13 protein-coding genes are annotated in these 13,937 nt (G+C 41.3%); 6 read left to right on the forward strand and 7 right to left on the reverse strand.

The window, feature by feature from the left end; genetic code table 11:
• Positions 1-48: 48 nt before the first annotated feature.
• The 5 genes from astD to L655_RS0123765 form a co-directional block, all read right to left on the reverse strand.
• On the reverse strand, positions 49-1,518 hold the full coding sequence (astD, locus tag L655_RS0123745) for a succinylglutamate-semialdehyde dehydrogenase (RefSeq protein WP_007580085.1): 1,470 nt from the start codon (positions 1,516-1,518) through the stop codon (positions 49-51).
• A gap of 15 nt (positions 1,519-1,533) precedes the next feature.
• On the reverse strand, positions 1,534-2,550 hold the full coding sequence (gene astA, locus L655_RS0123750; protein WP_002958860.1) for an arginine N-succinyltransferase: 1,017 nt from the start codon (positions 2,548-2,550) through the stop codon (positions 1,534-1,536).
• Between the two features lie 85 nt (positions 2,551-2,635).
• The gene (locus tag L655_RS0123755) at positions 2,636-3,841 is read right to left on the reverse strand and encodes an aspartate aminotransferase family protein (RefSeq protein WP_024606490.1); all 1,206 of its coding nucleotides are present in this window, start codon (positions 3,839-3,841) and stop codon (positions 2,636-2,638) included.
• A 379-nt stretch (positions 3,842-4,220) separates the two neighbouring features.
• Positions 4,221-5,381 carry an HDOD domain-containing protein gene (locus L655_RS0123760; RefSeq protein WP_024606491.1) on the reverse strand — a complete coding sequence of 387 codons (1,161 nt, stop codon included), beginning with the start codon at positions 5,379-5,381 and terminating at the stop codon, positions 4,221-4,223.
• Between the two features lie 43 nt (positions 5,382-5,424).
• Positions 5,425-6,006 carry an aminodeoxychorismate/anthranilate synthase component II gene (locus L655_RS0123765; RefSeq protein ID WP_024606492.1) on the reverse strand — a complete coding sequence of 194 codons (582 nt, stop codon included), beginning with the start codon at positions 6,004-6,006 and terminating at the stop codon, positions 5,425-5,427.
• 552 nt (positions 6,007-6,558) lie between these two features.
• Here L655_RS0123765 and L655_RS0123770 point away from each other — a divergent pair.
• Positions 6,559-6,801 (forward strand): YdcH family protein, encoded by a 243-nt coding sequence (locus L655_RS0123770; protein ID WP_002958856.1) that lies wholly within the window; start codon positions 6,559-6,561, stop codon positions 6,799-6,801.
• Between the two features lie 62 nt (positions 6,802-6,863).
• On the opposite strand, the gene L655_RS0123775 is transcribed toward L655_RS0123770, so the two are convergent.
• Positions 6,864-7,220, reverse strand: coding sequence for an antibiotic biosynthesis monooxygenase (locus L655_RS0123775; RefSeq protein WP_002958855.1), 357 nt, complete (start codon positions 7,218-7,220; stop codon positions 6,864-6,866).
• A complete protein-coding gene (locus tag L655_RS0123780) occupies positions 7,220-8,050 on the reverse strand; it encodes an SDR family NAD(P)-dependent oxidoreductase (RefSeq protein ID WP_002958854.1) in 831 nt (276 codons plus the stop codon). Before L655_RS0123780 ends, L655_RS0123775 begins: the two co-directional genes overlap by 1 nt.
• Before the next feature lie 267 nt (positions 8,051-8,317).
• Here L655_RS0123780 and galE point away from each other — a divergent pair, with 267 nt between their 5' ends.
• Genes galE through L655_RS0123805 form a run of 5 tightly spaced genes read left to right on the forward strand, consistent with a single transcriptional unit; the run spans position 8,318 to position 13,901 of the window.
• The gene (gene galE, locus L655_RS0123785; protein WP_024606493.1) at positions 8,318-9,331 is read left to right on the forward strand and encodes a UDP-glucose 4-epimerase GalE; all 1,014 of its coding nucleotides are present in this window, start codon (positions 8,318-8,320) and stop codon (positions 9,329-9,331) included.
• 1 nt (position 9,332) lies between these two features.
• Complete coding sequence (locus L655_RS0123790; RefSeq protein WP_024606494.1) at positions 9,333-10,397, forward strand: UDP-glucose--hexose-1-phosphate uridylyltransferase; 1,065 nt, start codon at positions 9,333-9,335, stop codon at positions 10,395-10,397.
• A complete protein-coding gene (gene galK, locus L655_RS0123795; RefSeq protein WP_024606495.1) occupies positions 10,387-11,535 on the forward strand; it encodes a galactokinase in 1,149 nt (382 codons plus the stop codon). Before L655_RS0123790 ends, galK begins: the two co-directional genes overlap by 11 nt.
• A 19-nt stretch (positions 11,536-11,554) precedes the next feature.
• Positions 11,555-12,559: a Gfo/Idh/MocA family oxidoreductase gene (locus L655_RS0123800; RefSeq protein ID WP_024606496.1), complete on the forward strand. Its 1,005-nt coding sequence runs from the start codon at positions 11,555-11,557 to the stop codon at positions 12,557-12,559.
• Positions 12,560-12,578: 19 nt separating this feature from the next.
• Positions 12,579-13,901, forward strand: coding sequence for a dienelactone hydrolase family protein (locus L655_RS0123805; RefSeq protein ID WP_024606497.1), 1,323 nt, complete (start codon positions 12,579-12,581; stop codon positions 13,899-13,901).
• Positions 13,902-13,937: the final 36 nt, after the last annotated feature.

The following is a 13,937-nucleotide window of genomic DNA, read 5'->3' on the forward strand; positions in this document are numbered from 1 at the left end:
AAAAAAGCAGCCGAAGCTGCTTTTATAATAATTAAGTAGTATTACTACTTAATCTATTTTTAAGCCTGGGCTTAGTGTTGCTGGCATAGCTACTTTTTCAAGCTCTACCGAAGCAACTGGGTATGCACAGTAATCGGCTGCGTAATACGCACTTGCTCTGTGGTTGCCCGATGCGCCAATACCACCAAACGGTGCTGCGCTTGATGCGCCAGTAATTGGGCGATTCCAGTTAACAATACCTGCACGAATACGACGTAAGAAATGGTCGTAATCTGCTGCACTGTCACTTAATAAACCAGCCGATAAACCAAAGGTTGTATCGTTTGCTTTATCAATGGCTTGGTCAAAGTCGTCAAAGCGGAACACTTTTAAAAGTGGTCCAAAATGCTCTTCATCTGGGAAGTCACTAATATTTGTACACTCAATAATACCTGGTGTTACAAAGCCAGTATTAGCTGTGTGCTCAAGTTCTACTAATACTTCACCACCAAGCTCAACAAGCTCGTTTTGCGCTTTAACCATGCCTGCAGCTGCAGCTGATGAAATCATAGAGCCCATAAATGGCTGGTCTGCATCGTCATAATTACCTACTTTAATCGCTTTAGTTGCTGTGATTAAACGCTCCAGTATCACATCACCTTTGCTACCCGTTGGTAAAAATAGTTTACGTGCACACGTACAACGCTGGCCACTTGAGATAAACGCTGATTGAATAATATCGTGAACAACCGCTTTAGTGTCTTCAACATCAGTAATAATAAGTGGGTTATTACCACCCATTTCTAGCGCTAAAATTTTGCCCGGTTGACCCGCAAACTGTTCATGTAAAATATGACCAGTACGCGAAGAACCCGTAAAGAACAAGCCATCAATACCTTTGTGAGCAGCAAGAGCTTTACCCGTTTCTACTTCACCCTGTACAAGGTTAATGACACCTGCTGGTAAACCTGCTTTTTCCCACAGTTTAAGCGTAAGCTCAGCTACTTTAGGAGTAAGTTCAGACGGTTTAAACACAACCGTGTTACCTGCTAAAAGCGCTGGCACAATGTGGCCATTAGGTAAGTGACCTGGAAAGTTATACGGACCAAATACGGCTACAACACCATGTGGCTTATGACGGATCATTGCACGGCCAAGTGGCATTGCGTTTTCTACGTCGCCAGTGCGCTCTAAAAATGCTTTTTCAGAAATGGCAATTTTACCAACCATAGCACCCGCTTCTGTGCGAGTTTCCCACAGTGGCTTACCTGTTTCTTGTGCAATAGTAATAGCGAGCTCTTCGCTGTTTTCTTTTAATTGCGCTGCAAATGCTTTAATTATTTCTAAACGCTCAGTAAAGCTTTTATCAGCCCATGCATAAAACGCTTCGCGCGCTGCATTTACTGCGGTGTCTACTTGCGCCGCAGTTGCCGATGAAGCCTGCCAAATAACGTCGTTATTTGCAGGGTTTACTGAATTAAATTCTGTGCCTTGGCCTTGTGACCATTGACCATTAATAAATTGTGCAGGATGAGTCATATACTTTCTCCTAAATTAAATCGTGGTTGCACTAACAATATCGCCAGTTTGCAAATGCAATGCATCTGCTACTTCTTGCGATAAAATAAGGCTTTTTGCGCGCTCGTCAAATGTCATTGGTGCAACGGTTGCTCTAAAATCTTCAAGCTTTTCGTTAGCTAGTAACACCATGGTGTCGCCAGTCATTTCGCCAATTTCAACGTTAAAGTTATTTGCATTACGAATCGTCGCAATGTTATCTACTTTTGCTTCAACCGTTGGGCCGCCGTCAAAAATGTCTACGTAGCCATTAAACGTAAAGCCTTCGCTTTTTAATAACTCGATTGCTGGGCGTGTGTTGTCGTGTACTTTACCTATTACGGCTTGCGCATCTTTACTTAGCAAATTTACATAAATTGGGTATTTAGGCATTAGTTCAGCAATGAAAACCTTTTGGCCAATACCTGTTAGGTAGTCGGCTGTTGGAAAATCCATTGAGAAAAAGTGCTCTTCAAGCCACTGCCAAAAAGGGCTACTGCCATTTTCGTCAGACACACCGCGCATTTCTGCAATCACTGTTTGTGCAAAACGCTCTTGATGCTGCTTTATAAACATAAAGCGCGCTTTTGAAAGTAGCTTACCGTTACAATTTTTACGATAGCCATCTTTTAAAAACAATGTGCAAAGCTCTGTAGCGCCTGTGTAGTCGTTACATAGCGTTAAAATATCAACCGCTTTGTATACGTCTAATGTGCGCGAAGAGTGAATCACTTTACTTAAGTGATAATGATAAAATGCATCATCAAGCCCTACAGCAGCTTCAATTGCAGACGTACCTACAACATCACCGGTTTCGCTATCTTCAAGAACAAACAGGTAGCCTTCGTCACCGGGTTGTGACGTTTGCTTAGCAAATGAACTTACAGAATGGTCTATTTTCTTTTGCAATAGTTCTTCGTTTAATGGCAAAGACGTAAAACCATGCCCAGATTCGTGGGCAATTTTCAGTAATGCTGAGTAATCATTTTGCTGGATTGGGCGAAGGATCATCATGAGTCCGCTTGCTCCCTTATAAATAACGGTAAATAGGAATTGCAGGGCAAGCGGTGCTTGCCCTTAATTGGTTGGCTTAAGTCGCTTATGCGTTTACTACGCTTGCTACTGCTTTTTCAAAGCGTGCCATACCTTCGCGAATGTCCGCTTCAGGAATTACTAAAGATGGAGTGAAACGTACTACGTCTGCACCGGCAACTAGTGACATAAGGCCTTGCTCAGTACCTGCCACTAAAAACTCTTTTGCACGACCTTTGTATTGCTCGTTCACTACTGCACCAATTAATAAACCTTGGCCACGGATTTCGCTAAATACGTTGTATTTTTCGTTAACCGCGCTAAGTAGTTCATTAAATAATGCGGCTTTTTCTTTTACGCCAGCCAGTACTTCTGGGGTATTTACTGTATCAAATGCCGCTTCTGCAACAGCACACGCAAGCGGGTTACCGCCATAAGTAGAACCATGTGTGCCTACTTTAAGGTGCTGTGCAATTTCAGTTGTTGTGATCATAGCGCCAATAGGAAAACCGCCGCCAAGTGCTTTAGCCGAAGTTAAAATATCAGGTACTACGTTTAAGCCTTGGTATGCATATAAATCGCCAGTACGACCAACACCTGTTTGAACTTCATCAAAAATAAGCAGTGCGTTATGTTTAGTACATAAATCGCGAACACCTTGAGCAAACTCATCAGTTGGTGAAACAATACCGCCTTCACCTTGTAGAGGTTCCATCATTACGGCACATGTTTTATCGCTGATAAGTGCTTCAAAAGCAGCTAGGTCGTTGTAATCGCAATGTATAATGTCGCCAGGCTTAGGGCCAAAACCATCTGAATATGCAGCTTGGCCGCCAACAGTTACGGTAAAGAATGTACGACCGTGGAAACCTTTGTTGAACGCGATGATTTGTGATTTTTCTGCGCCAAACTTATCAAGTGCAAAACGACGCGCTAATTTAAGCGCGGCTTCGTTTGCTTCTGCGCCTGAGTTGGCAAAGTAAACTTTTTCAGCAAATGTCGCATCAACCATTTTTTTAGCTAGGCGAAGTGCCGGCTCATTGGTCATTACGTTAGATAGATGCCAGATTTTTTCGCCTTGCTCTTTTAATGCGCCTACTAATGCAGGGTGGCAATGGCCAAGACAGTTAACTGCAATACCACCAGCAAAGTCGATAAACTCTCGACCTTGTTGATCCCATACGCGAGAGCCTTCGCCTCGAACAGGAATTACGCTTGAAGGTGCGTAGTTAGGAACCATTACGTGATCAAATAATTCGCGATTGACTGTCATTTTATTTCCTCTTAATTGTGAGCAACACAAAACATCAAAATAGGTGTTTGGTTAATATTTGTAACCAACTTTATAGGCAAGATCAGTAACCTGATAATTGCGCAAAATTGCTTTGTGGTTCAATTTTCAGACGCACATTATTTCAGAATTACTTATATCTGTCTCGTTAAAAACTTTCATGTATCCCTTGAAAATAAAGGGCTAAAGATATTATTTCATAGATAGTGAATAACTATTTGCATAGCTATTTATGCTTATTTTTAGGCAACTAACCGCATGAGTACAGAGGCGCACACGCTTTAATCGGCAAATATGCAATATAAAAATAGAGTGAGAATGAATGGTTAGTCGCAAAAAAATTAACAAAAAATTCAGATTTTTAGTCAATTTGAATAGCTAAATTGGTAAAATTACTCGATTGGAGGGTTTTTAGTTCCGTTTTAGTGAACTTAAAGTACGAAAACCAGCTTAGAGTTTCGTCAGGCTCAATAAGTTGATGCTCTTTTAGATTAAGATATTGAGAGTAGCAACGTGCCTTTAGCATTACTTGTGTTAACGGCAGTAATGTATCGCCCTTATCTACCCCATTTACTAGCTGCTGCATTACACCTTTAAACGGTAAATATTTAAAAGCCATTTTGTCTATTACTTTGGCGCTTACCTCTATCGACTTATTGCTAAGTAGAGTGGTTAAAAATAGCGGGTCGGGCTGTAGCTCTAATAATGCGGTGTGTAAATCTTTTTGGTTTTCATTTCGGGCTAACTGCACTTTACGTTGCCATACTTTCTCAAACGTTTTTAAGTACAAACGCACCAATGCAATTCGCCCTACATCTAAAAGCATACCAAGGGTAAATGCATGAACGTCGTTCACATTATTAATTTGTGCAATTTTTTGCGCAGCAATCGCGTTTGCCATCGCGCTGTCGCGTAGCCGGCGTTTTAATAATGAAAATGGCTCGGTGCTATGTGGCATCCAATGACGCGCAGCAAATGTAGGTATAACTAGCTGTAAGTTATCAAGACCAATATAGCGAAGAGCAAGCGATGGCTTATCTACTTTTACAGACGTGTTTTTACTACGTTGATTACGATAGTAAGGTAAATTAACGAGCGTTACTAACTCCCTACCCAACCAGCTTAAATCATTAACCAATGGCTCTAAACGCCCTACCGATGCCGACTTTACCGCTAATATATCGAGTATATTGGCAATGCCATCTTCAATACCTATGGTGCTATGAATTACACCATCTATATCTTCGAGCTGCTTATATATAGCTGTTTCAATTGTTTTGTGTAGTTGCTCACTTGCTTGCGCGCGATATTTATGATGTGCAGTACTGCTTTGCTGGCGTTTATTCTGTGCGGCCACTTCAACCTGAAGCAAGGTACGCTGCTTCATGGGTTCGCCGTAATCTATATCTAATGTATGAATGAAACCAATTTGCTGATGCGCAAAGCTATGCCCAAGCAATAAGTCATGAGCTCGTTGGCTTAGTATTTTGGCAGTACGCTGCTGGGCTACAAGTTCAGTCATGACATCCATTAATAAAGTATAAAATGCTATGTGTATTATAACATTAGAAGCGAGTTAAAAAGTTATCAAGCAGTTCTAAGCCTTGAGCAGTTAAAATAGCTTCGGGATGAAACTGCACACCTTCGATTGCTAATTCTTTATGAAGTAATCCCATAATTTCGTCAAACTCGCCTTGCTCAGTCTGAGTCCATGCTGTTACTTCAAGCTCTTTAGGTAGAGTTTGCGCTTTAACCACTAAAGAATGATAACGACATACTGTTAACGGGTTAGCTAAACCTTTAAACACACCTTTATTAGTGTGAACTATGGGTGATGTTTTACCGTGCATAACTTTTTTAGCACGAATTACATCTCCCCCCAAAGCTTGCGCGATAGTTTGATGCCCCAAGCAAATCCCTAGAATAGGATATTGTCCTTTTAGTTGCTCAACAACATTTAATGAAATACCCGCTTCGTTAGGCGTGCATGGTCCCGGCGATAACACGATGTGCTGCGGGTTTAACTGTTTTATTTGTGCAATGTTTAGCTCGTCATTACGTTTTACTAAAACGTCTTGATCTAAACGCTGAAAATATTGCACTAAGTTGTAAGTAAACGAATCGTAGTTATCGATCATTAACAGCATTACACAACAAACCTTATAAATTATTGACCACTTACTTCACGCAAGCGGTACTAAGCGTTGCATTCTACCACTATTAACTAGCCAACATAAATTAGCAAAAAGCGTTAAAAATTAACTGTTTTTGCTAAAAGTTCTTTAAAGTCTTTAGTGGGTACTGGTTCACTTAACCCGAACTCTGGTTAAGAGATTTATTAACGTATTAAATCATGGTGATATTTAAATTTATTCTCTCAAGCCAGAGATTCCTTGCACCTTGAGCAATAATATCGAGTTTTAAGCTTTTCGCGAGTAGTTAACACACCTACGTAGGCTGTATACCCCAACAATAAATTATTGACCTCTAAAGTACGTGCATTTATTGATCGCACTATTAAATACTTTGGTGAAATGCCTTACTGAGCAAAATAAACAGATTGCTTGTGCTACATCAAATTAGCGGCTCGATGGTTGAATTATATCTATGTAAGCCCCAGTGTATTATATGAAAGGCAGTAATTCACTTATACAACTCACTTACTTGTGAGCTCATTTATATCCTACTAAGGAGCGAATATGTTAGGCGAAGACCACTCATTAACAAATGACTTTCCAGAGTACTTAAAGACCATTGCCGAGTTAAATGAAAGCGATACTGAATTTGCAAAAAAAGCAGATAAGTACGACAAGCTAGATAAAGAGATTAGAGTGTTAGAGCTCAAAGATGCGCCCATAAGCGATGAACAAATGCATCTATTAAAACACGAACGTACAGAATTAAAAGATTGGCTATACGAGCGCTTGCAGCAAGAGCAGTAATGCCACTAAAAAAAGAGCTCACTGATGAGGTGAGCTCTTTAGATCAACAATGGGTATTTTCTCTAAAACTTTACAAAGCCACCCACAGGTTTCATAAATACACTGCTTGGGCCTGCAAAGGCTTGTGCAAACTCTTCTGATAATTGACTAAATACCGTTACTTTATCCATATCAACTACGCTTAAAAATAGTGGGCCACTTTCGCCCCAACCAGCAAGATGCGCTTTAGCAGCATCTTCATCTTGGTAACGCTCGTAAATATGTACATTGCGCTTGTCTTCACTTACTGTCCACTCATACATTAAAGTGCCCGCTTCACTTTTAGCCAAAGTAACTAATTGTGCCATTACCAGTAAAAACTCATCGTATTTACCTTCTTTAATTTGGCCTTGTACTGTCCAGGTAACATGATTTTTCATTATGCTTTACCTAATTTAAGCTGTGCTAAAATACTGTCTAACGTATCTACGAGTTGTTGATTTTTAGCATTATCAAGTGCATCAACATGAGGAGGCGCAAAGCGTCCTGTATCGTTATCAAAATACAGGCCTGCGGCATCTTTAAATTCATCACTAAGCGCTGCGCGACAAAAAATATTTGCGCCAATTTTTAAATCCCCACCATCTATACCGTAAGCGTCTTTTACCATTTTGCTTCCCAGTAACGATTTAGGGTTTACCGATACAACTAATGGCCCAGTATCTTTAAGCTCAAGCCCTAAATGACGCGACCACATAGTAATAGCCAATTTACTTTGTGCATAAGCCGCACTATCAGAAAGTTCAGTGTTACCTATAAGTGCATTTAAGTTAACGCTTGATTGCGCAGCTGATGACACATTAACCACTCGCGAATCATGACCAAGAACAGGTAACAATAGTTTTGTAAGAAGATATGGCGCAATCGTGTTTACAACAAAGCGAGCATCAAGGCCGTCAATTGTTGTAGCATCAACTAATTGATAAACGCCTGCATTATTAATAAGTACGTCAAGCTGGTTATTATTTTCGGCCAAATCGGCTAATACATTTTTTGCCAAAGTTTGAACTTGGCTCATATCGCTTAAATCAGCAATATAAGTATGTGTACTTGCATTTGGGTATTGCTCGGTTAAAGCTACTTGTAGCGCATTTAGCTTTGCTTGGCTGCGGCCATGTAATAATACGGTGTGACCTTGTGCTAATAACATCTTTGCCGTTTCTAGCCCAATGCCATCGGTTGCGCCGGTAAGTAAAATTGTTTTGTTCATGTTGATCTCTCCTTACTTTATTTTCGCTATATTAGCACCCCGACTTACTGCTGATAATTAGGCCAATAGTTGAATCAGTTTATAGAATTAATTGATAAAGCTAAGCCTATGTTAGTTAATATAAAAGCATTCCTTTAAAAGGCAGGTAAGTGTTTAAGCTGAATGTTTTTTATGCTTTTATTTGAATTACCCAGCAATCATAACTATTGTTTTTAAACCCCCTTAATAGTAGTATTTATCATATAAATACACTTTTCGAGAAATAATATGAGAGTTTTAGTTACTGGCGGCATGGGTTACATAGGTAGCCACACATGTATTGCATTGCATGAAGCAGGTATTACACCTGTTATTTATGATAACTTGTCTAATGCAAGTGCGCGGGTACTTGACCAACTCGAAAAGATTACAGGTACTCGGTTTGAGTTTATTTTAGGTGACATTCAAGACGAGCAACAATTTAAGCTCGCCCTAAAACAGACTAAAGCCGAAGCTGTTTTTCACTTTGCGGCTTTAAAAGCCGTTGGCGAATCAACTGAGCAACGACTACGTTATTATCAAAATAATGTGTCGGGCACATTAAGCATGCTACAAAACATGCAAGATGAAGGCGTTAACCATATTATATTTAGCTCATCGGCTACAGTGTACGGCGAACCAGACTACCTCCCTATTGACGAAAAACACCCTATACGCGCAACTAATCCTTATGGTTGGACTAAAGTCATGGTTGAACAAGCCATGCAAGACGTATGTAATGCCAACAGTCAATTTATGGGTATTGCGCTTCGTTACTTTAACCCAGTAGGTTCACACCCAAGCGGTTTACTAGGTGAAAGCCCTAATGGTATTCCTAATAACTTAATGCCATTTATTGCCCAAACTGCAGTAGGCAAACGCGACGTGGTAAATATTTTTGGTGACGACTACGACACCGAAGATGGCACCGGCGTGCGCGACTATATTCACGTTTTAGATTTAGCGAAAGGCCACGTTGCCGCTTTTATGCAGCATAAAACAGATACCGCTTTTCATGCTTACAACTTAGGCACAGGGCAAGGTTATTCTGTGCTTGATATGATCAACGCATTTAGCGCATCAGCCAATAAAGATATTCCGTATAAGATTGCACCGCGCCGAGCAGGTGATATTGCCTGTAACTACGCCGATGCTACAAAAGCGCAAAACACACTTAACTGGTACGCAGAACTAACACTTAGCGACATGACAAACGACACATGGCGCTGGCAAACTAATTACCCAAGTGGGTTGGAGAGTTAACATGGCTTTATTAGAAAGTACTCACAGACGTAAAAATCCGCTAACGGGTCGTTGGGTATTAGTGTCACCACATCGTAATAACCGCCCATGGTTAGGCGCAACAGAAGCCGTTAACGAAAACGTATTACCAAAACACGATGAAGGCTGCCCACTTTGCCCAAGTAATACCCGTGCAAATGGCGACAGTAACCCTGATTATAAATACACACACGTATTTAGAAATGACTTTGGTGCATTAACGCCTAATGCCGGCGAGCAATTACAAAGCTTAGAATCAGACAGCGATTTATTTATTGCCGACGAAGCCAGTGGCGAATGCCGCGTAATTTGTTTTTCTCCAGAGCATAATAAAACACTTCCAGAGCTTGAGCACGATGCATTGCACGAAGTAGTAAAAACCTGGAAACAAAATTACACAGAGCTTGCACAGCAGTACGAATGCGTACAAGTTTTTGAAAATAAAGGCGAGATCATGGGTTGTTCGCAACCTCATCCTCACGGCCAAGTATGGGCTCACTCGCATTTATCAACCGAAATAGAAGCCGAAGATACCCAGCAGCTTGCTTATTATAAAAAGCATGGCACAGCTATGCTTGCCGATTACGCACAAAAAGAGCAAGCGGATCAAACACGTGTTGTATTTGAAAACGAACATTGGCTTGTTGTGGTGCCATTTTGGGCAGCGTGGCCGTTTGAAACAATGCTAGTAACTAAAGATAATATTCAAAACTTTAGCCAGTTAAACGATGCGCAAACAGACGCTTTAGCACAGGCACTTAAAGTATTAACCACTAAGTACGACAACGTATTTAATTGCAGCTTCCCGTATTCTATGGGGTGGCACAATACACCCGCTAACAGAGGCTCTGATGAGCAACATTGGCGCTTACATGCACACTTTTATCCGCCGCTACTTCGCTCTGCTACTGTTAAAAAACACATGGTAGGCTACGAAATGCTAGGCGAAAGCCAACGCGATTTAAGCGCAGAAACCGCTGCTTCTATTTTAAAAGCAGCCAGTACAACACACTATAAAGATACAGCAGGACACACAGATGAAGCTTAACGAATTCCAACAACAATTTTTGTCACTGTATGGCGCGCCTGCTCAAGGTATTGCAGCAGCACCGGGGCGTGTAAACCTTATTGGCGAATTTACCGACTACAACGATGGTTTTGTTTTACCGTGTTCGTTAGAGTTTCGTACCCAAGTAATGTTTAAAGAGCGCGACGACAATATTATTACTGTGCATTCTTTAAATTACCCTGGCGAAAAAGACAGCTTTAGCGTTGATGAAGAAATCACTGAAGGCCAGTCGCAATGGGGTAACTACATTCGTGCTGTTACTTATGTTCTTAAAAGAGCGGGCTACACACTGCGTGGCGCCGACCTACTTATTGACAGCAACTTACCGCAAGGTAGTGGCTTGTCGTCATCGGCCGCACTAGAAGTTGCTGTAGGCGGTATGTTTAACCATATTGCACAGCTTGGTTTACCGCCAGAGCAAATTGCGCTATTTGGCCAAGAAGCCGAAAACGACTTTATGCATTGCCAATGCGGCATTATGGATCAGCTTATTTCAGCTAAAGGCGAGAATGGTCATGCACTATTAATCGACTGTGAAAACCTCGCAACCAAATCAGTTAAAGTTCCTGATGATTTAAATATTGTTATTGTCAACTCTAACTACCCGCGGAAGTTGGTTGATAGCGAATACAACCAGCGCCGTATTGACTGCGAACAAGCTGCTGTAAAAATGGGTGTAGAAACACTTCGCCAAGCCACCATGGCTGGCCTGCAAGCAGTAAAAGCGACATTAAGCGAAAACGAATATAAACGTGCACACCACGTAATTAGCGAAAACGACCGTGTAATTGCAGCAACTACTGCACTACAAAATAACGATATGGATGCACTTCGCACGCTAATGGCAGCATCGCATCAATCACTTAAACACGACTTTGAAGTAACCGTACCTGCAACCGATGGCTTAGTAGAAATTTGTAAAGAAGCGATGGGCGAGCGTGGCGCAGTTCGTATGACAGGGGGTGGTTTTGGTGGCGCAATTGTATGTTTATGTCGTGATGCGGAAGTACCACTAATTAAAGCAGCGGTAGAAAAGCATTACTTTGAACGCTTTAATTTAAATGCTGATATTTACGTATGTTCAGCGGGTTCAGGATTACAAATTACGTCTTTTTAAATAAACTTAAGGAATAAGCATGGCAAAGGTTAATTGGGGAATTATTGGGTGTGGCAATATAGCTCACACCTTTGCTACAAGCATTGCGCATTGCAGTGATGCACAGCTTATTGGCGCGGCATCAACGAGTATACAGCGCGCTAAAGAATTTGCCACACCGTACAATATTCAAGGCTATGAAAGCTATCAAGCTCTTATGCAATGCCCAAATATAGATGCTATTTATATTGCCAATACCCACGATCAACACTTTAAAACGATAGCCCAATGCTTAAAACACAATAAGCACGTGCTAAGCGAAAAACCAATCACCGTTAATGCTAAGCAGTTGCAAAGTCTCACTGAGCTTGCCAAGCAACAAAACTGCTTTTTAATGGAAGGCGTTTGGATGCGGTTTTTACCTGCCATAGTAAAATTACAACAGCTCCTAAGTGAAGGTGTTATTGGTAATGTACACAGTGTTAATGCTAACTTTAGTTTACCTGGCAGCTTTGCAGATACTCATCGATTAATGAACCCTGTAACAGCGGGTGGCGCCCTGCTCGATTTAGGTATTTATCCTATTTCGATTGCTGATGTGGTATTTAATAAAGCCCCTGAACACATCAACTCCTTTGTACATAAAAGCACAACCGGCGTTGATGAGCGAAGCACTGCTATAGTTGATTACGGTAACGGGCAATTTGCATCTCTTGCCAGCGCACTGCAGCAAAATGGCCCAACAGAAGCATGTATTAATGGTGAGCTTGGCTATATTCGAATACCTCAGTTTGTAGGTGCACAAACGCTAGAGCTACACATAAAAGACCAAGACCCTCAGTACTTTGAATACAACTTTAGTGACGATGAAAACTTTAAGTTTGAAATTGCACATGTAACGCAGTGTATATTACAAAAACAAACCCAAAGCAGCGTGTTGCCCCTCAGTACTAGCTTACGAGTTATGAACATAATGGATACCTTGCGAGCACAGTGGCTGCTGCAATATAGCAATGTCGTCGAGTCGGCTGAACTGACAAATTAAAAAATAAAAATACACAACAATGACGCACACACTCAAGGCGCTTTCAAAAGCCATATTACTTGCAACGTGCAGTTTATCTGCCAGTGTAGCTGTTGCTGAATCTAATAAACCAGAGCAGCTATACCCGCCAATCACTAGCGAAGTACTGCCAGAGCTTGCAGCTAAAGGTAGCTACAATGTAGGTGTGCAAACACTTGATTTAGTTAACCCTGCGCAATTTGACCCCGCTACACAAGGTCAAAAAGATCGTCCTTTAAAAGTAGAGGTGTGGTATCCGGCTGCAAATACAGCAAAAGCGCCACTTAGCAGCTACACAGATCAAACTCGCTCAGGTAAAGAGTTTATTCTGCAAGCCGATGCAATGCGTGATGTCGCCATTAATAATAAAGAGCACTACCCTGTGATAGTGCTTTCGCACGGTTATACCGGTTACCGTACAATTATGTACTACCTTGGCGAGCATTTAGCGTCGCACGGTTACATTGTGGTAGCTATTGATCATACTGACTCAACCAATGCCGATGTTGATTTTAAAAATGCACCGTTCTCTGGCTTTTTTAGCACGCTTATAAATCGCTCACGCGATCAGCAGTTTGTTATTAATTACTTTAATGAGCAAAACAACTTTGCAAGCAAGCAGGTAGATAACAAAAGCGCAGGCGTAATTGGTTACTCAATGGGTGGCTATGGCGCGGTAAATACGATAGGTGGTTGTTACGCTTTTAATGAGCAAACTACAGCTATGTTTACGGGTATGAAAGACCCTGCTCAAATTAAACAAGTACAGCAATTACTAAACAGCTGCGCTGGTGGACAATACCAAAACCCAAAAGTAGACCCACGTATAAAAGCGATGGTGGCCTTTGCGCCATGGGGCGGACAGCACACTATATTTGATGCCAAAGCAATGGAAAATATTAAAGTACCTTCGCTTTATATAGCCGGTAACTTAGATGACATTTCAGGCTATGAAAGCATTAAAAGTCTTTATGAACAAACAGGCAGCAAAGATAAGTACATGCTTACTTACAAAAATGCACGCCATAATATTGCACCACACCCAGCCCCTGCTATTGCACAAAGTAGCAGTGAGCTAGATATAGGCCATTACTACGAGCCTTCGTGGTCTATGCGTACACTAAACGAAATTAACAAACACTTTGTACTTGCCATGATGGATTGCCACGTAAAAGGCATAGCCAGCGAGTGTAAATACTTAGATTTACCACAAAACGGCGACCAAGCTGTTGTTGATGGTAAACCGCTGCCACAGTGGCGCGGGTTTGATAATCGCTTTTCTACCGGTATGGATTGGCAACAAGCTAAACCTCACACCAAGTAATAATAAGCTTTAAGCGGCTGTTTTAATCAATAGCCG

It is taken from the genome of Pseudoalteromonas sp. TAE79, assembly GCF_000498015.1.
Taxonomy (GTDB): domain Bacteria; phylum Pseudomonadota; class Gammaproteobacteria; order Enterobacterales; family Alteromonadaceae; genus Pseudoalteromonas.